Genomic DNA, 16,256 nt, shown 5'->3' with positions numbered 1-16,256 from the left:
TGACGCAGCGGCGCCGCCGGACGAGCGACGCACCCCAGGAGAGCTCCATGGCGACGACCGACCCCGACGACATCGACGCGCGCTTCGCGCAGATCATGGCGAGCTGGGACGAGGAGGCGGACCTGCCTGAGCGCCCCGGCGTCGACCGTCGCGCAGGCAGGGACCGTCACCCCACGGACCGGGACGGGGCCCGTCCCACCGGCCCCGCCGGGACACCCCTGCCCGGCCCTGACGACCAGACCGCGACCCCGTCGCCCGGCCCGTCGGCCCGGACGGCACCCCGGCCGACCGGACCGACCACGCCCGCCGTCCCGGAGCCCCCGCCCGACCCGCTGGTCCCCCCGGCGCCCGACACCCCGACCGCCCAGCAGCAGCGTGCGACCGACCGGTGGCTCGTCTACCGCGACGGCACGGGCCTGTCGATGGCCTCCGACCACCGCTCCTGGTCCCCCGGCCCGGATCCGGACGACGAGACCTACACCCCGCCCCCGCCCGCCCCGATGCCGTCGCTGGAGCGTGATCCCGCGTGGTGGGCCATCGCCGTGGGTCTGGTGGTCTGTCCCCTGCTGCTGATCGTGATGACGCTGACCGGCCGCACCAGCCCCAGGATCCTGATGTGGCTGCTGGGCCTGGCCACCGTCGCGGCCTTCGTCGGGCTCGTCGTGCGGCTGCCTCGAGACCGACGCGAGGAGGACCCCTTCGACGACGGCGCCCGGCTCTAGCCGACCTGCAGGTCCACCCACACCGGCAGGTGATCCGTGGCCCGGGACAGCAGGTCGGGGTCCAGACAGGGCTCGGGTCCGGCGAGGACGTCGACGTCCCGACCCCACACCACGTCCAGGCGCGAGACCGGGTCCCAGGAGGGGTATGTCGGAACGGGCGGCGACAGCGCGGTCAGCCGCGCGGCCAGCGTCGTCCAGCTCGGTGCGCCCTGCCCCTCGTTGAGGTCGCCCCCCACGACGAGCGGGCCCGTGGCGGGCAGGCTCGCCAGGACCTGCCGGACGTGCCGCAGCCGTTGCCCCTCGTAGAGGCCGAGGTGGATGCTGGCTGCGGTGAGGCGTCGGCCCCCGGGCAGCTGCACCACCGCCTCGGCATACCCCCTGGTGCGCTGGCCTGGTGGGACGGGCAGCCCGCGGTGCACGCACGACGCCACCACCACCCGGTCGGAGACCATCACCGTGGTCCCGCCGGCCCCCTGGTGACTACCCGGCCAGCGCAGGCCGGCGGCCCGGGCCCAGGACCGCACCCGCGGCGCGGGCCAGGCCCGGCGCGGGACCTCCTGCAGGAGCAGCACGTCGGGGTCGATCGCCCGCACCACCGTCGCGGCGGCCTGCCGGTCGTCGAGGAGGTCCCGCAGGTTGTAGCTCGCGACGCGCACCGGCCGCTGCGCGGAGGTCACCCGGCCAGGACGGCGGACCGGGCCAGGTCGGCGGCCCCGATCATGCCGGCCTCGTTGCCCAGCCGGGCCTGCACGATCCGGGCCGTCGGACGGTAGCCACGTCCCGTCAGCTCGCGGGCGAAGGTCTCCCGTGCGGGCTCGAGCAGCAGGTCGCCCGCCGCGCTCACCCCGCCGCCGATCACGAAGGTCCCCGGGTCGAGGGCCGCCGCGAGGTTGGCCAGCCCGGTGCCGAGCCAGCGGCCCACGTCCGCGATGAGCTCCACGCAGGTACGGTCGCCCGCCTGCGCGGACTCGGTGATGACCGGGCCGGTGAGGTCCTGCGGCTCGCCCCCGAGGCGCTGCAGCAGGTCGTGGGCGAGCGGTGAGTTCGCGAGCAGCAGGCTGCGGGCCTCGCGGACCAGCGCGTTGCCGGAGGCATACTGCTCCCAGCAGCCACGGTTGCCGCACTCGCAGCGGTGACCTCCGGGGACCACCATCATGTGGCCGTACTCCCCGGCCACCCCGAAGCGCCCGCGCTGCACCGCCCCGTCGAGCACGAGGGCGCCGCCGATGCCGGTGCCCAGCGTGATCATCATCAGGTGGGTCTCGCCCTGGCCGGCGCCGAACCGATGCTCGGCCCACCCGGCGGCGTTGGCGTCGTTGTCGACGTACACCGGGGCGTCGATCCGCGCGGCCAGCCGCTCGCGCAGCGGCTCGTTGCGCCACGACAGGTGCGGGGCGAAGAGCACCGTCGCCCGGTCCGCGGAGACCCAGCCCGCCGCCCCGATGCCGACCGCGACGACCGAGGCGTCCACCTCGGCCAGCAGGTCATCGACCACGCCGACGATGGTGTCCTCGACGACCTCGGGGGCCTTGCTGCGGTGAGGCGTGTCCCGGCGGGCTCGGCACACGACGGAGCCGTCCTGGCCCAGGACCCCGCCCGCGACCTTGGTGCCCCCGATGTCGATGCCGATGGCCAGGCCGGTCACGCGGGCCGCCCCTCGTGCGGCGCCCCGGCGCCCTCGACGCCGTGGTCGTCGCTCTCGCCGTGATCCGACCGGGCACCGAACTCCGCCGCGACGGAGGCCGCGCCGATCATCCCCGCGTCGTTGCCCAGCGTCGCCGCGACGAGGCGGGGGGTGGGGCGGTGACCGCGCGCGGTCAGGTGCCGCAGGTACGCCCGGCGGGCCGGGTCGAGCAGGAGATCCCCGGCATCGACGACGCCGCCGCCGATGACGATCAGCTCCGGGTCGAGGACGGCCGTCATGCTCGCGCAGCCGCGGCCCAGCCAGCGACCCAGGTCCTCCAGCAGCTCCTGGCTGGCCAGGTCGCCCTGGCGGGCCAGCTCGGTGACGGCCTGGCCCTTGAGGTCCTTGGCCCGGCCGCCGGCCGCGGCGCGCAGCCGGGCGGCGTGCGGCGTGCCCGAGGCCACCAGCTCCTTGGCCGAGCGCAGCAGCGCGCTGCCGCTGGCGTACATCTCCCAGCAGCCGCGGTTGCCGCAGCCGCAGAGCGGTCCGTCCGCCACCAGCTGCACGTGACCGATCTCCGCCGCGAAGCCGTAGGCACCGCGCAGGAGTCGCCGGTCCACGACGATCCCGCCGCCGATGCCGGTGCCCACGGTCACGAGGAGCATGTCGTCGCTGCCCCGCCCGGCGCCGTAGCGGAACTCGCCCCACGCGGCGGCGTTGGCGTCGTTGTCGAGCAGCACGGGCAGGTCGACCAGCGACTCCATGCGCTGCTTCATCGGCTCGTCCTGCATGCCGAGGTTGGTGCCGTAGACGACGTTGGCACCGGCCTTGTCGACGAAGCCTGCCACCGCCATGCCGACCGCCTCGACCCGGTGGTGCTGCGCCAGCTCGCGCACCAGGTCCGCGCAGCCCGCGGCGACGGACTCCGCGCTCGGGATGCCCGTCTCACGGCGTGCCCGCGCGACCACCCGGCCGTCGTCCACGACGGCTCCGGCGATCTTGGTGCCGCCGACGTCCAGGCCGATGGTCAGGGTCATGCGGTCTCCTCGTGCGGGTGGGGGCCGGTCTGCGGGACCGGGGGCTCGGCGTGATCGGTGGTCCCGGCTCGGTGGGTGGTCCCGTCGTCGGGGGTATGCCGGCGCAGGGCGTCGGCGCAGTCGGTCAGGGTGCGCCCCAGCGTGCCCAGGCCACGCCCGACCTGCTCGAGCAGGTCCGGGGTGAGGGCAGCGGCCACCTCGTGGGCGAACCGGTTGACGCGGCACAGGGGGCAGTCCGGTCCGGCGCACCCGGGCCCGGACCGGCCAGGCTCGGATCGGCCGCCGCAGCCAGGCCCGGGATCGCCGGCCCGGGCCGGCATGCGCTCGCGCAGCGCCGCCTTGAGCCGCGCCGCCTCCTGCTCGACGGGAGTGCCGCCGCGGGGTGCGTGGTCGGCCATCAACCCTCGGCGCGCGCCTTGAGACCCTGCAAGGCTGCCTCGACGATGCGCCGCTCGGCCTTGCGCCGCATCGCGCCGGGCATGGGGAGCCTGGCGTCGACGGTCAGGGCATAGGTCACCCGGGTGCCGCCGTCGGCCTGGGCCAGGGTGTAGGACCCGTCCATGGCCTTGAGCACGCCCGCCTCGACCAGGTGCCAGGAGACGACACCGAGGGCGTCCTGGTCCACGTCCCAGTCGTAGGCCAGGACGTAACGGTCCTTGACCGGCCCTGCCTCGAGGGCGAAGCGCACCTGCTCGGCCCACCCCTCGTCCTCGGTGAGGACCTCTACGGCGGTGAACTCGGTGTTCCACCTCGGGTAGGACTCGACGTCGGCGATGACGTCCAGGACCGTGGCTGGCGGGGCGGCGATGACGATGCTGGACTCGGTGCGGTCTGCCATGGCCCCAGCCTAGCCAGCACGGTCGATGTGGGGAGCACCACCTCGACCTGCCGATCCGCCCCACGGCTACTACCCTCCGGTAACCACGAGTTGCCGATAGCCTTCGAGGCGCCTCCCGACTCTCATCCCTGCACGTCATCCCGGCATTGGCCAGACCAAGACCAGCATTGCCAACCGACAGGAGCTCGCGTGGACGCGACCAGCACGCCGATCATCGTCCCCCCGCCGACCGAGGGAAACCTCGCAGGCCTGGTGACCCGCAACGCGGCCCGGCACCCCGACCGGGTGGTCTTCGGCCGCCGCGTGGACGGCGTCTGGCACGACGTGACGTCGGCGAGCTGGCGGGACGAGGTGTGGGCGCTGGCGCGGGGGTTCATCGCCGCCGGGGTGGCGCCCGGGGATCGGGTCGCGATCTTCGCGGCCACGCGCTACGAGTGGACGCTGACCGACTTCGCGCTGTGGACCGCCGGGGCCGTCGGGGTCCCCATCTACGAGAGCAGCTCCCCCGAGCAGGTCGCCTGGATCCTGGAGGACACCGACGCGGTCGGCGTGGTGCTCGAGGGGCCCGACCACGCGGCGCGGGTGGCCGCCGTGCGGGGCCGCGTCCCGCGCCTCGCCCACGTGTGGAGCATCGAGGGCGGTGACCTGGACCGGCTCGTCGAGGCCGGCAAGGAGATCTCGGAGGAGACGGTGCGCGAGCGCGCCTCCCTCGCCGGGCCGGACGACCTGGCCACCATCATCTACACCTCGGGCACGACCGGGCGCCCCAAGGGCGTGGAGCTCACCCACGCCAACTTCATGTGCCTGTCCGACAACACCCGTCACTACCTGCCCGAGGTCGTGGCCGACGCGTCCACCCTGATGTTCCTGCCCCTCGCCCACGTCTTCGCCCGCATGATCCAGGTCCTGGTGGTCGACTACGGCCTGCGGTTCGGCCACTCCCCCTCGATCAAGAACCTCCTGCCCGACCTCGCGGAGTTCCGTCCTACCTTCCTGCTGGTCGTCCCGCGCGTCCTGGAGAAGATCTACGTCGGGGCCGAGCAGAAGGCCGAGGCGGGCCGGACCAACAAGATCTTCCACGCCGCGGCGCGCGTCGCCATCGCCTACAGCCGAGCCCTCGACGAGGGCCATGTCCCCCTGCGGCTGCGGGCCGAGCACGCGCTCTACGACCGGCTCGTCTACGCCAGGCTGCGGGACGCCATGGGCGGTCAGGTGCAGTATGCCGTGTCCGGCGGGGCTCCCCTCGGTCCTCGCCTGGCGCACTTCTTCCGTGGGCTCGGGGTCACGGTGCTGGAGGGCTACGGGCTCACCGAGACCACCGCGCCGATGGCCGTCAACGCCGTCACCGACCTCAAGATCGGCACCGTGGGGCACCCGATGCCCGGTGTCGAGGTGCGCGTCGGCGAGGACGGGGAGCTGCAGACCCGCGGCATCAACGTCTTCCGCGGCTACCACAACAACGACGCAGCGACGGCTGACGCCTTCGTCGACGGGTGGTTCCGCACGGGTGACCTCGGGTCGATCGACGACACCGGGCACATCCGGATCACCGGCCGCAAGAAGGAGATCATCGTCACCGCCGGGGGCAAGAACGTCGCGCCCGCCGTGCTGGAGGACCGGCTGCGCTCCAACCCGGTCGTGTCGCAGTGCGTGGTGGTGGGCGACCAGCGGCCGTTCATCGGCGCCCTGGTCACCCTCGACCCGGAGATGTGGCCCAGCTGGGCGCAGCGGCATGGCCTGGACGGCGTGAGCCTGGAGGAGGCCCGCACCCACCCGCGGGTCCTCAAGGAGATCGACGCCGCGATGGCCCACGCCAACGAGGCCGTCTCCCGGGCCGAGTCGATCCGCAAGGTCGCGATCCTGGAGGACGACTTCACCGAGGCCAACGGCTACCTCACGCCTTCGCTCAAGGTGAAGCGGCACCTGGTCGTCAAGGACTTCGCGGCGCAGATCGACGAGCTGTACGGCGGATCGGGCGCTCGGGACTGAGCCGGACGTCGCGGATGGGCCGGGCCCCGGCTCTCCTACCCTTCCCCGCCCGGGGCTCCCTCAGGTCGACCCGGCCGGGAGAGCCGCTCCAGGTCGCGACGCCAGGCTGCGACCAGGGCGGCGCGGGTGGTGCCGAGACGAGCCCAGGCCTGCTCGTCCGCGGTGCCTTCCGCCAGCGAGCGGTAGCAGCCCGTCACCGCGGCTTCGCCGTGGTCCTGCACCAGTCGTTCGACGGCGAGCCACGACTCGTCGTAGGCCGTCCCCGGGTCCGCCCGGTCGAAGGACGCGTCCCCAGGCAGGTCATCCGGCGCGCCCTGGGCCCGGACGCGGGCGAGCAGCTCGGGCGCGGCGGCGCGGCGGTCGACGTCCAACCCGTGGTAGCCCACCCAGACCGCATAGCCCTCGGAGAGCCACTGCGGCACCGGGTGGGTGGTGGTGGTCCGGACGGCGCGGTGGACGAGCTCGTGGGTGAGCACGATGCGACGCCCCTGCTCACCGAGCCGGTCCCAGGCGGCGGGGTTGAGGATCACCTTGTCGCCCCGGGAGAGCCGGCCCGTCTCGAGCTCGCCGTAGGTCACGGCGGCGACCCCGCGCACCGAGGTGCCCGCGCGCCCGGCGAGGGCCGCGAACTCCCCTTCGGTGGCGGGGAGCACGACGACCGGTCGGGTCGGCGCCGGTCCCCACACCCCGTCGACGACCCGCTGGGCCTGGGGCAGGAGCGCGGCTACCTCGTCCAGCCGGCCCGTCGGGGCGTTGCCCAGCACGGCTCCGGCCGGCGTGTCCCGGGCGACGAGACCGTCGAGGTCGAGCGGAGACAGCACGTCCGTCGCCGGCCTGTCGTCCAGCACCTGCCACCCGCCGCCCGTTCGGCGCACCACGAGGGTGCGCAGCAGGTGGGCCGGTCTGGCGTCGTGGTCGACGAGCCCCCACTCACCGACGACCGGGACCTCCAGCGGTCCCCCCGACGCCCGCTCCGGCCGGGTCTCGGCGAAGGATGCGCCACCGGCCAGCCGCAGGGTGAAGCTCGACGTCGGCAGCAGCCGCAGCGCCCGCCACCACGCTCGCTGGCGGGCGACCAGACCAGGACGCGAGCGGTCGAGCGGGGCCAGCCACCCGGACTCGTCCCCGCTGCGGGCCGCCTCGGCACGCCGGTCGAGGAGCTCCTGGAGCTCGGCCCGGGCTGCGGAGCCCGCCCCGCTGCCCGGACTCCCGGGGCCCGCGGCGGCGGTCGCCGAGGCGCCGGCGGACGACCGGGAAGGCGGGCGAGGGTCGCCGCTCGTCGCCCACCAGGACAGGCCGAGCACGCCCAGCAGGACGACGAGGCAGGCCACCAGCGCGCCGACGACGAAGGGGCGCAGCGAGTTCCCACGGTCCCGCCCGGGCTGATCCATGCCGGGCACTCTAGGCCGGCGGTCCACGCCTGGGAGCGGGCCGCGCGCCGCCCGTCCCCGAGGCCCTGTCCGCCGGGTCCTGCCCGCCGGACGACTGGACGTGGGACGCCTGGCGCCCGGATCAGCCCGCGCGACCGACGGCCAGGGGCGCCCGCCCCGCAGGCCCGACCGGCGCGAGCCGGGCCTGCAGCCCTGCGGCGTGGTCGGGCGTGACCAGCCCGGCCGCCAGGAACTGCGCGACGACTCCCGACTCGCGCGGGTCCAGGGCCACCGAGGGTCCGTCGACGAGGGCGCTGACGAGGCAGTCGCGGCAGGCGTCCCCGCGGGCGGGGCAGGTGCGGCACTCCAGCAGCATGGGGTCTCCTTGTCCAGGACACCGTGGTGCCCGGGGGCCCGGTGAGCCGGGCGGCGGCTCGGCGAGCCGTCATGGACGACGTTAGGTGCCACCACCGACATACCCCCTGCTCACGGGCTCTGCCCGAGGTCTGTCGGTGTTCCGCCCTAAGGTCTGCACCATGAGCACCCCGCCCCTCGCCCGCGCCGCCGGACCCGGCTCGTGGGCCCTCGCGCCCGGCGCCGGGACCACCGGGGTCCCGGCCGGCGTGCAGGGCACCTTCGACGAGCTCGGCCCCACCCTCGCCCGCACGACCTTCGTGGTGGTCGACCTCGAGACCACCGGCGGCAGCCCCGCCACGTCGGCGATCACCGAGATCGGGGCGGTCAAGGTGCGTGGCGGGGTCGAGCTCGGACAGTTCCAGACCCTGGTCGACCCGGGCGCCCACATCCCCGCCTTCATCTCGGTGCTGACCGGGATCACCGACCAGATGGTCGCCGACGCACCCGGCATCGGGCAGGTCCTGCCCGCGTTCCTGGAGTTCGCGCGCGGCGCGGTCCTGGTGGCGCACAACGCCCGCTTCGACGTCGGCTTCCTGCGAGCCGCGTGCGAGGCGGAGGGCCTGGAGTGGCCGGACCCCCCGGTCGTCGACACGGTGCATCTGGCACGCCAGCTCGTCCCGCGTGACGAGGCGCCCAACCACAAGCTCGGCACCCTCGCGGCGCTCTTCTCGACCCGCACGATCCCCGACCACCGGGCCCTGCACGACGCCAGGGCCACGGTCGGCGTCCTGCACGCCCTGATCGAGCGCGTGGGCAACCAGGGCGTGGTGACCCTCGACGAGCTGCGCACCTTCACCTCGCGGGTCTCCCCGGCCCAGCGTCGCAAGCGCCACCTTGCCGACGGGCTGCCCGCCCGCCCGGGGGTCTACGTCTTCAAGGACGCCCAGGGCCGCGCGCTCTACGTCGGGACCTCGCAGGACATCCGATCCCGGGTCCGCACCTACTTCACGGCCTCCGAGCGCCGTTCCCGGATGGCCGAGATGGTGGCTCTCGCCGAGTCGATCACGCCGGTGGTGTGCGCGACCCGGCTCGAGGCGCAGGTCCGCGAGCTGCGCCTCATCGCCGAGCACCAGCCGCGCTACAACCGGCGCTCGCGCCACCCGGACAAGGTCGTGTGGATCACGCTCACCCGCGAGACCTTCCCGCGACTGTCGATCGTCCGGGAGGTGCGGCACGAGGGGGCGGTGTCCTGCGGCCCGTTCACCTCGCAGGCTGCCGCTGCGTCCGCCCTGGCCGCCCTCCACGAGGTGCTGCCGGTCCGGCAGTGCACGCGCCGCCTGCCCGTCCACCCTCGCGGGACCGCCTGCGCGCTCGCCGAGATGGGACGGTGCGGCGCCCCCTGCACCGGCGCCCAGGATCGCGAGGCGTATGCCGAGGTCACGGCCCGCGTGCGTGCCGCGCTCGCCCACGACTGCACCGAGGTCGTCGACCGGTTGCAGGGCAGGATGACGGTGCTGTCGCAGGACGAGCGGTTCGAGGAGGCCGGGCACGTCCGGGACCGGATGCTCGCCCTGGTCCGCGGAGCCAGCCGAGCCCAACGACTGCTCCCGCTCGCGCGCAGCCGCGAGATCCTGGCTGCGCGGCGGCTCCCGGGCGGAGGGTGGGAACTCGTCTGCGTCCGTCACGGCCGGTTCGCCGGGGCGGCCACCACCCCACCCGGCGCCGACCCCGTCCCCCACCTCGAGGCCCTGCGGCGGACCGCCGAGGACGTGCCGACCCCGCCACCTGGGCGGCACGCCGCGGGCGTCGAGGAGATGGAGCTCGTCCTGCGCTGGCTCGAGGCCGACGGGGTCCGGCTGGTCGACCTGGACGGCGAGTGGTCCTGTCCGGCCCGGGGTGCCCAGCGCGAGCACGCCCGGCTGGAGCCACTGGTGGCCGCGCTGCGCGACCCGGACGGCGATCTGCCCTGGCCGTCCCCGGGGCGACCCGCGGCTAGGCTGTCGTCATGATCTCCGCCATCGTCCTGATCACCGCCGACGTGGACCGCATCCCCGAGGTCGCCGAGGCGATCACCGCCATCGACGGGGTCACCGAGGTGTGGTCGGTCACCGGCGACGTGGACCTGATCGCGATGGTGCGGGTGGCGCGGCACGAGGACTTCGCCGACGTCATCGCCGACCGGCTCAACAAGGTCGCCGGAGTCCGGGGCACCCAGACACACATCGCTTTTCGCACCTACTCCCGCAGCGACCTCGAGGCTGCCTTCAGCCTGGGCCTGGAGGGCTGACGATCGGCGGGCCGCCCCGGCCGGTTCCCGTCAGTCTGCGGTCGCCGCCACCCAGCGCGCGAGCACCTGGGCGGCGAGCCCCTCGTCGATCGAACGGGCTGCCTGCACGACCCCCTCGCGCACCAGGGCGAGCCAGGTCGCGTCGTCGCTCGAGCCGGCAGCATGCTCCGAGGAGGCGACGGCCAGCGCCAGACCGGCGTTGAGCAGGACCGCGTCCCGGACAGGACCCCTGTCCCCGCCCACGAGCGCGCGCACGACCTCGGCGTTGTGCGCCGCATCCCCACCCACCAGGGTGGACAGCTCGTGCCGCTCGAGGCCGAGGTCCCCCGGATCGAGCGATCGCAGCGTCACCTCGCCGTCCGCGACCCACCAGACCGAGGTCGTCGTGGACACCGTGACCTCGTCGAGCCCGTCGTCGCCGCGGAAGACGGCAGCTCGTCCACCTCGCTCGGCGAGGACGCCGGCCATGAGCGGCGCCATACGCGCATCGGCGCAGCCGACGGCCACGAAGGTCGGGCGCGCAGGGTTGGTGAGGGGCCCGAGGAAGTTGAACGCCGTGCCGACCCCGAGCTCGCGCCGCGGCACCGCCGCGTGCGCCATCGAGGGGTGGAAGGTCTGGGCGAAGCAGAAGGTGATCCCCGCCTCGGACGCGACCTCGGCCACCCGCGCGGGCGGCAGGTGCAGCGAGACGCCGAGGGCCTCCAGCACGTCGGCGGAGCCCGAGCTGGAGGAGGCTGCGCGGTTGCCGTGCTTGACCACCCGGACCCCTGCCCCGGCGATGACGAGCGCGGACATCGTCGAGATGTTGACGGTGTCGGCCCGGTCTCCCCCCGTGCCCACGATGTCCAGCGTCGGGCCCGGGACCTCGATCGGCCGTGCCTCGGCGAGCATCTGGTCCGCCAGCCCGCGCATCTCGTCGATGGTCTCCCCCTTGACCCGCAGGGCCATGAGGAAGCCGGCCACCTGGGCCGGGCTGGCCAGCCCGCCCATGATCTGGGCCATCGCCCATCGGGCCTGCCCGACGGTGAGGTCCTGCCCGGCCACCAGGGCGCTGAGGACCGTGGGCCAGGTGGGCGAGCCCATGATCTTGGTCACGCGGCCGGTCAGACCGCGGCGTGGTGGCGCCGCACCAGAGCGCAGACGCCGGTCGCCAGGGCCAGGGGGTCGAGCGGGTGCGGCACGGCGAGGTCCGCCTGCGACCACGCGGCCAGCCAGCTGTCCTGCGGGCGACCGGTGAGGACCAGGATCGGCGGGCAGTCGTAGACCTCGTTCTTCAGCTGGCGGGCCAAGCCCATGCCGCCCACCTTGGCGGCCTCGCCGTCGAGGATGAGCAGATCGAAGGCGCCGTTCTCCGTGTCGCGGATGGCCATCTCGCCCGTGGCCACCTCGTGCCAGGCCTCGATGAACACGTCCGGGGCCGGGCGCTTGCCGACCGCCAGGCGCACCTTGTCCCGGGTCGTCACGTCGTCGGAGTAGAGCAGGACTCGCAGCCCGCGGGGGGCGCTGGTGGCACTGGAGCTGGCGGTGTGGCTCGCGGTCATGGCGCCGATCCTAGCCTTCGCCAGGCAGCGCGATCGTCAGCGTCCCATGTCTACCTGGGATTCCTCTGCCGTGTCTGTTGGGCAAGAGTCCTCGTTATGGGGCAAGATGACCGCGTGTCGACTGCATCCGCTGTGCAACCCAGCTCCCACCACGCCTCGCTCGGCCCGGCCACGCGTCCCAACCTCGTGGCCGTGGGCACCATCGTCTGGCTCTCGAGCGAGCTCATGTTCTTCGCGGGCCTGTTCGCGATGTACTTCACGATCCGCGGCGTGGTCCCGGAGCAGTGGACCTCGGAGACCCAGAAGCTCAACGTGCCGTTCGCCTTCGCGAACACACTGATCCTGGTGATCTCCTCGTTCTGGTGCCAGATGGGCGTCGTGGCCGCAGAGCGCGGTCGCCCCGGTCGCACCGGGCGGCTGCTGGAGTTCCGCACGTGGGGCATGCGCGAGTGGTACACGCTCACCTACCTCTTCGGTGCGGTCTTCGTCTCGGGTCAGGCCTGGGAGTACGCCAAGCTGTGCAGCGAGGGGGTCACCCTCGCGTCGAACGGCTACGGCTCGGTCTTCTACATGACCACCGGCTTCCACGCCATCCACGTCACCGGCGGTCTGATCGCCTTCCTGCTGATCATCGCGCGCAGCTTCACCACGCGGCGCTACACCCACGCGCAGGCGGCGGGGGCCATCGTGACCTCCTACTACTGGCACTTCGTGGACGTGGTGTGGATCGGCCTGTTCTTCGTCATCTACATCCTGAAGTGACGGACGCCCCTTCCGCTCTGCAGAGCGACACCGAACCTCGCAGCACCCCATCCTTGACCGTCGACGACAGGACCATCCCGTGAACCGGTTGGCAGCCCGGCGCAGGCACCCCGCCACGCTGTTCGTACTCCTCCTCGTGATGCTCTTCACGATCGGCACCGCGTATGCCCTCGCCAAGCCGCAGGTCGCCACGGCCCGCGCGACCGCCAGCTCGGACGAGGACGTCAAGGCCGGCAAGCAGCTCTTCCTCGCCAACTGCGCCAGCTGTCACGGCGCCAACGCCCAGGGTGGCCCGGACGCCCCCACCCTCGCCGGTGTCGGCGCGGCCTCGGTGGACTTCCAGATGGGCACCGGCCGGATGCCCCTGGCCGCGCCCAACGTGCAGGCTCCTCGCAACAAGAAGCAGTTCTCCGACAAGGAGATCGAGCAGGTCGGCGCCTACGTCGCGACGCTGGGCGAGGGTCCCGCGGTCCCGGCCGCCGAGTTCACCGAGGGCGGTGGGGACGCCGCCAAGGGTGGTGAGATCTACCGCGTCAACTGTGCCATGTGCCACAACGCCGTCGGCGCCGGCGGCGCCCTGACGCGCGGCAAGTACGCCCCGACCCTTCGCGGGGTCGAGGGCAAGCACATCTACGAGGCCATGCTGACCGGGCCGCAGTCGATGCCCGTCTTCTCCGACGCCAACCTCTCCCCCGAGGCCAAGCGGGACGTCATCACCTACCTCGACGAGATGGACAAGGAGCGCAACCCCGGCGGGATCTCCCTCGGTGCGCTCGGCCCGGTGTCCGAGGGCCTGGTGGCCTGGACCGTGGGCATCGGCCTGATGGTCCTGGCCGCCGTCTGGCTGGGCAAGAAGGCCGCCTGATGAACGACCACCCCTCCCACCCCGTTCCTGATGAGGGCTCACATCGCATGACTGAATCCAGCGAGTTCGGCAAGGGCGCCGTGCGCCTCGACCAGGGCCACGTCGTCGGCGACGGCGGGATCCCCGAGCGATTCCAGAACCCCGGCCTGCCGCCGCACGTGCAGCGCCTGGCCGACACCGACCCGGCCGCGGCCAAGCGCGCCGAGCTGCAGGTCGCCACCATGTTCATCCTGTCCATGCTGGGCACGCTCGCGTTTCTCGTGGCCTACTTCGTCATCCCCCGTGACAAGTACGTCGGGGTGCCCTTCATCGGTCAGGGCAACGTCATGCACCTCGCGCTCGGGCTGACGCTCGCGGTCAGCCTGTTCTTCATCGGCGCCGGTGCGGTCCACTGGGCCAAGACCCTGATGCCCGACCACGAGGTCGTCGAGGAGCGCCACCCGCTGCGCAGCACCGACGCCGAGCGTGCCGAGTTCGCCAAGGTCGTGTCCGACGGCGCCGAGATGGCCCAGCTCAACCGGCGCCCGCTCATCAAGATGACGCTCGGCGGCGCTCTCGGGCTCTTCGCGCTCCCTCTGGTCCTCCCGCTCGTCGGCGGGCTCGGGCCGCTGCCCGGCAATGCCCTGTCCACCACCTTCTGGGACGAGAAGCACTGGCCGAAGGGCCGTCGCCCCCGGCTGATGCGCGACCCCGAGATGCTGCCGATCCGCGCCGACGAGGTGACGATCGGCTCGGTGTTCCACGTCCTGCCCGAGGGCATCGACAAGGCCGAGCACCCGCTGGACGAGAAGGGCAAGGCCTCCGTCCTGCTGATGCGTCTCGACCCCGAAGACCTCAAGGTGAAGAAGGCCCGTGACTGGGGGTACCAAGGTATCGTTGCCTACTCGAAGATCTGCACGCACGTGGGGTGCCCGGTGGGCCTCTACGAGCAGCAGACGCACCACCTGCTGTGCCCCTGCCACCAGTCGACCTTCGACGTCACGCAGGACTGCAAGGTCATCTTCGGGCCGGCGCACCGTCCGTTGCCCCAGCTGAAGATCAATGTGGACGACGAGGGCTACCTCGTCGCCGAGTCCGGTTTCGCCGAGGCCGTCGGCCCGAGCTTCTGGGAGCGTGGCTGATGAGCACGAGCACCCGATCCACCCGTACCCCCGACGCCCTGCGCGCCGACGACATCCGCGAGGTGCGCACCGTCCGCAAGCCGGGTGGCGCCGCCGGCGTCGGCACCTGGGTCGACGACCGCACCGGGGCCGCCAAGGGCCTCGGCCACATGCTCGGCAAAGTCTTCCCGGACCACTGGTCGTTCATGCTCGGCGAGGTCGCGATGTACTCGATGATCATCTGTCTGATCACGGGTGTCTTCCTCACCATGTGGTTCGTGCCGAGCGCCGGGCACGTGCAGTACGACGGCAGCTACGTGCCGCTCAAGGGCATCCACATGTCCGAGGCGTACCGCTCGACGCTGAACATCAGCTTCGACGTCCGCGGCGGCCTGCTCATCCGTCAGATCCATCACTGGGCGGCCCTGCTCTTCGTCGTCGCCGTGGTGTGCCACATGTTCCGCGTGTTCTTCACCGGGGCCTTCCGCAAGCCGCGTGAGATCAACTGGGTCATCGGTGCCGTCCTCGCCATGCTCGCGCTCGTGGAGGGCTTCGCCGGCTACTCGCTGCCCGACGACCTGCTGTCCGGCACCGGTCTGCGGGCGGCGCAGGGCTTCATGCTCACCATCCCCGTCATCGGGTCGTACTTCGTGTACTTCCTGTTCGGCGGAACCTTCCCCGGCGAAGCCATCATCCCCCGCCTCTTCGCGGCCCACGTGCTGCTCCTGCCCGCCATCATGGTCGGACTCCTGGCTGCGCACCTGGTGCTGCTGGTGGTCCACAAGCACACCCAGTACCCCGGGCCGGGTCGCACGAACGAGAACGTCGTCGGCTACCCGCTGATGCCGGTCTACATGGCCAAGGCCGGAGGCTTCTTCTTCATCGTCTTCGGCATCATCGCGCTGATCTCCAGCCTGTTCACCATCAACGCGATCTGGAACTACGGCCCCTACGAGCCCACCCAGGTCACCGCGGGGTCGCAGCCGGACTGGTACATGGGCTTCGCAGACGGCGCCCTGCGCCTGATGCCCGGCTGGACCGAGTTCAGCATCGGCGGCTTCACCTTCACCTACGGCATCCTGATCGGCTCGCTGGTCTTGCTCCCCCTCGTCTACGTCATCCTGGGCGCTTACCCCTTCTTCGAGCGCTGGATCACCGGGGACGACCGGGAGCACCACCTGCTGCAACGTCCGCGCAACGCCCCGACCCGCACCGCGCTGGGCATGGCGGCCATCACGGCCTACACGATCCTGTGGGCCGCCGCAGGCAACGACCTCATGGCCACCCACCTGCACCTGTCGATCAACGACATCACCTGGACCTTCCGTCTGGCCTTCCTCTTCCTGCCGTTCGTCGTCTTCGCCATCACCAAACGGATCTGCCTGGCGCTGCAGCGACGTGACCGGGACATGGTGCTCCACGGCCGCGAGACCGGTCGGATCATCCGGACCGCCGAGGGTCGTTTCTACGAGAAGCACGAGCCCCTGGACGAGTACACCCGCTGGAACCTCGTCCAGCACGAGCAGGACCGTCCGCTGGAGCTCGGCGCCGCCACGGACGCCAACGGCATCCCGCGCCCGGGGACCGCGTCGGAGAAGCGTCGCGCGCGGCTCTCGCGCTGGTTCTTCAAGGACGACATTCCGGCTGTCACCCCGGCCGAGCTGGCCGCCGCCCATCACGACGGCCACGGCACCGAGGCGATCGAGGCCACTCGTGAGCCGGGTGGTGTCGTCGAGCGCCAGCACTGACCGTCGTGTCGGTCCG

General features: G+C 72.7%; 17 protein-coding genes. 8 read left to right on the top strand and 9 right to left on the bottom strand.

Features of this window, described 5'->3' with window-relative positions; translation table 11 throughout:
• Positions 1–47: 47 nt before the first annotated feature.
• Positions 48–722, top strand: a complete 675-nt coding sequence (locus ACK2IS_RS07795; RefSeq protein WP_409485573.1) for a hypothetical protein — start codon at positions 48–50, stop codon at positions 720–722.
• Here the strand turns inward: ACK2IS_RS07795 and ACK2IS_RS07790 are convergent.
• Genes ACK2IS_RS07790 through ACK2IS_RS07770 form a run of 5 tightly spaced genes read right to left on the bottom strand, consistent with a single transcriptional unit; the run spans position 719 to position 4,221 of the window.
• A complete protein-coding gene (locus ACK2IS_RS07790) occupies positions 719–1,399 on the bottom strand; it encodes an endonuclease/exonuclease/phosphatase family protein (protein ID WP_409485572.1) in 681 nt (226 codons plus the stop codon). The two genes, ACK2IS_RS07795 and ACK2IS_RS07790, sit on opposite strands and share 4 nt — an antisense overlap.
• Positions 1,396–2,367, bottom strand: a complete 972-nt coding sequence (locus ACK2IS_RS07785; RefSeq protein ID WP_409485571.1) for an ROK family glucokinase — start codon at positions 2,365–2,367, stop codon at positions 1,396–1,398. Before ACK2IS_RS07785 ends, ACK2IS_RS07790 begins: the two co-directional genes overlap by 4 nt.
• Positions 2,364–3,383 (bottom strand): ROK family glucokinase, encoded by a 1,020-nt coding sequence (locus tag ACK2IS_RS07780; protein ID WP_409485570.1) that lies wholly within the window; start codon positions 3,381–3,383, stop codon positions 2,364–2,366. Before ACK2IS_RS07780 ends, ACK2IS_RS07785 begins: the two co-directional genes overlap by 4 nt.
• The gene (locus ACK2IS_RS07775) at positions 3,380–3,781 is read right to left on the bottom strand and encodes a hypothetical protein (RefSeq protein ID WP_409485569.1); all 402 of its coding nucleotides are present in this window, start codon (positions 3,779–3,781) and stop codon (positions 3,380–3,382) included. The genes ACK2IS_RS07780 and ACK2IS_RS07775 overlap by 4 nt, the downstream gene beginning before the upstream one ends.
• Positions 3,781–4,221, bottom strand: coding sequence for an SRPBCC family protein (locus ACK2IS_RS07770; RefSeq protein ID WP_409485568.1), 441 nt, complete (start codon positions 4,219–4,221; stop codon positions 3,781–3,783). Before ACK2IS_RS07770 ends, ACK2IS_RS07775 begins: the two co-directional genes overlap by 1 nt.
• A 189-nt stretch (positions 4,222–4,410) precedes the next feature.
• On the opposite strand from ACK2IS_RS07770, the gene ACK2IS_RS07765 reads away from it, so the two are divergent.
• Positions 4,411–6,210 (top strand): AMP-dependent synthetase/ligase, encoded by a 1,800-nt coding sequence (locus ACK2IS_RS07765; protein ID WP_409485567.1) that lies wholly within the window; start codon positions 4,411–4,413, stop codon positions 6,208–6,210.
• A gap of 35 nt (positions 6,211–6,245) precedes the next feature.
• Here ACK2IS_RS07765 and ACK2IS_RS07760 read toward each other — a convergent pair whose 3' ends face one another.
• Together ACK2IS_RS07760 and ACK2IS_RS07755 are read right to left on the bottom strand one after the other, a co-directional pair.
• Entirely contained in the window at positions 6,246–7,601 is a 1,356-nt protein-coding gene (locus tag ACK2IS_RS07760) for a hypothetical protein (RefSeq protein ID WP_409485566.1), read from the bottom strand.
• 121 nt (positions 7,602–7,722) lie between these two features.
• Positions 7,723–7,956, bottom strand: coding sequence for a hypothetical protein (locus ACK2IS_RS07755; RefSeq protein WP_409485565.1), 234 nt, complete (start codon positions 7,954–7,956; stop codon positions 7,723–7,725).
• A gap of 160 nt (positions 7,957–8,116) precedes the next feature.
• Between ACK2IS_RS07755 and ACK2IS_RS07750 the strand changes: the two genes are divergently transcribed.
• Together ACK2IS_RS07750 and ACK2IS_RS07745 are read left to right on the top strand one after the other, a co-directional pair.
• Positions 8,117–9,946: a DEDD exonuclease domain-containing protein gene (locus ACK2IS_RS07750; RefSeq protein ID WP_409485564.1), complete on the top strand. Its 1,830-nt coding sequence runs from the start codon at positions 8,117–8,119 to the stop codon at positions 9,944–9,946.
• The gene (locus ACK2IS_RS07745; RefSeq protein WP_409485563.1) at positions 9,943–10,224 is read left to right on the top strand and encodes an Lrp/AsnC family transcriptional regulator; all 282 of its coding nucleotides are present in this window, start codon (positions 9,943–9,945) and stop codon (positions 10,222–10,224) included. Before ACK2IS_RS07750 ends, ACK2IS_RS07745 begins: the two co-directional genes overlap by 4 nt.
• Before the next feature lie 30 nt (positions 10,225–10,254).
• Here ACK2IS_RS07745 and trpD read toward each other — a convergent pair whose 3' ends face one another.
• Together trpD and ACK2IS_RS07735 are read right to left on the bottom strand one after the other, a co-directional pair.
• The gene (trpD, locus tag ACK2IS_RS07740) at positions 10,255–11,307 is read right to left on the bottom strand and encodes an anthranilate phosphoribosyltransferase (RefSeq protein ID WP_409485648.1); all 1,053 of its coding nucleotides are present in this window, start codon (positions 11,305–11,307) and stop codon (positions 10,255–10,257) included.
• A 20-nt stretch (positions 11,308–11,327) separates the two neighbouring features.
• The gene (locus ACK2IS_RS07735; protein WP_409485562.1) at positions 11,328–11,765 is read right to left on the bottom strand and encodes a hypothetical protein; all 438 of its coding nucleotides are present in this window, start codon (positions 11,763–11,765) and stop codon (positions 11,328–11,330) included.
• 96 nt (positions 11,766–11,861) lie between these two features.
• On the opposite strand from ACK2IS_RS07735, the gene ACK2IS_RS07730 reads away from it, so the two are divergent.
• From ACK2IS_RS07730 to ACK2IS_RS07715, 4 genes are all read left to right on the top strand, one after another.
• The gene (locus ACK2IS_RS07730) at positions 11,862–12,527 is read left to right on the top strand and encodes a heme-copper oxidase subunit III (protein ID WP_409485561.1); all 666 of its coding nucleotides are present in this window, start codon (positions 11,862–11,864) and stop codon (positions 12,525–12,527) included.
• Positions 12,528–12,606: 79 nt separating this feature from the next.
• The gene (locus ACK2IS_RS07725) at positions 12,607–13,392 is read left to right on the top strand and encodes a c-type cytochrome (RefSeq protein ID WP_409485560.1); all 786 of its coding nucleotides are present in this window, start codon (positions 12,607–12,609) and stop codon (positions 13,390–13,392) included.
• 47 nt (positions 13,393–13,439) lie between these two features.
• Positions 13,440–14,513: a Rieske 2Fe-2S domain-containing protein gene (locus ACK2IS_RS07720; RefSeq protein WP_409485559.1), complete on the top strand. Its 1,074-nt coding sequence runs from the start codon at positions 13,440–13,442 to the stop codon at positions 14,511–14,513.
• Entirely contained in the window at positions 14,513–16,240 is a 1,728-nt protein-coding gene (locus ACK2IS_RS07715; RefSeq protein WP_409485558.1) for a cytochrome b, read from the top strand. The genes ACK2IS_RS07720 and ACK2IS_RS07715 overlap by 1 nt, the downstream gene beginning before the upstream one ends.
• Positions 16,241–16,256: the final 16 nt, after the last annotated feature.

This window comes from Arsenicicoccus dermatophilus, from assembly GCF_046267915.1.
Lineage (GTDB): Bacteria > Actinomycetota > Actinomycetes > Actinomycetales > Dermatophilaceae > Arsenicicoccus > Arsenicicoccus dermatophilus_A.
The sequence above is the reverse complement of the archived record's forward strand: the minus strand, read 5'-3'. Positions and strand labels throughout refer to the sequence as shown.

What these genes read in the sequence shown, in the direction of transcription:
- ACK2IS_RS07795 (WP_409485573.1), top strand. Translation starts at nt 48, where the DNA reads ATGGCGACGACCGACCCCGACGACATCGACGCGCGCTTCGCGCAGATC.
- ACK2IS_RS07780 (WP_409485570.1), bottom strand. Translation starts at nt 3,383, where the DNA reads ATGACCCTGACCATCGGCCTGGACGTCGGCGGCACCAAGATCGCCGGA.
- ACK2IS_RS07775 (WP_409485569.1), bottom strand. Translation starts at nt 3,781, where the DNA reads ATGGCCGACCACGCACCCCGCGGCGGCACTCCCGTCGAGCAGGAGGCG.
- ACK2IS_RS07770 (WP_409485568.1), bottom strand. Translation starts at nt 4,221, where the DNA reads ATGGCAGACCGCACCGAGTCCAGCATCGTCATCGCCGCCCCGCCAGCC.
- ACK2IS_RS07760 (WP_409485566.1), bottom strand. Translation starts at nt 7,601, where the DNA reads ATGGATCAGCCCGGGCGGGACCGTGGGAACTCGCTGCGCCCCTTCGTC.
- ACK2IS_RS07755 (WP_409485565.1), bottom strand. Translation starts at nt 7,956, where the DNA reads ATGCTGCTGGAGTGCCGCACCTGCCCCGCCCGCGGGGACGCCTGCCGC.
- ACK2IS_RS07750 (WP_409485564.1), top strand. Translation starts at nt 8,117, where the DNA reads ATGAGCACCCCGCCCCTCGCCCGCGCCGCCGGACCCGGCTCGTGGGCC.
- ACK2IS_RS07745 (WP_409485563.1), top strand. Translation starts at nt 9,943, where the DNA reads ATGATCTCCGCCATCGTCCTGATCACCGCCGACGTGGACCGCATCCCC.
- trpD (WP_409485648.1), bottom strand. Translation starts at nt 11,307, where the DNA reads ATGGGCTCGCCCACCTGGCCCACGGTCCTCAGCGCCCTGGTGGCCGGG.
- ACK2IS_RS07735 (WP_409485562.1), bottom strand. Translation starts at nt 11,765, where the DNA reads ATGACCGCGAGCCACACCGCCAGCTCCAGTGCCACCAGCGCCCCCCGC.
- ACK2IS_RS07730 (WP_409485561.1), top strand. Translation starts at nt 11,862, where the DNA reads ATGGGGCAAGATGACCGCGTGTCGACTGCATCCGCTGTGCAACCCAGC.
- ACK2IS_RS07720 (WP_409485559.1), top strand. Translation starts at nt 13,440, where the DNA reads ATGACTGAATCCAGCGAGTTCGGCAAGGGCGCCGTGCGCCTCGACCAG.
- ACK2IS_RS07715 (WP_409485558.1), top strand. Translation starts at nt 14,513, where the DNA reads ATGAGCACGAGCACCCGATCCACCCGTACCCCCGACGCCCTGCGCGCC.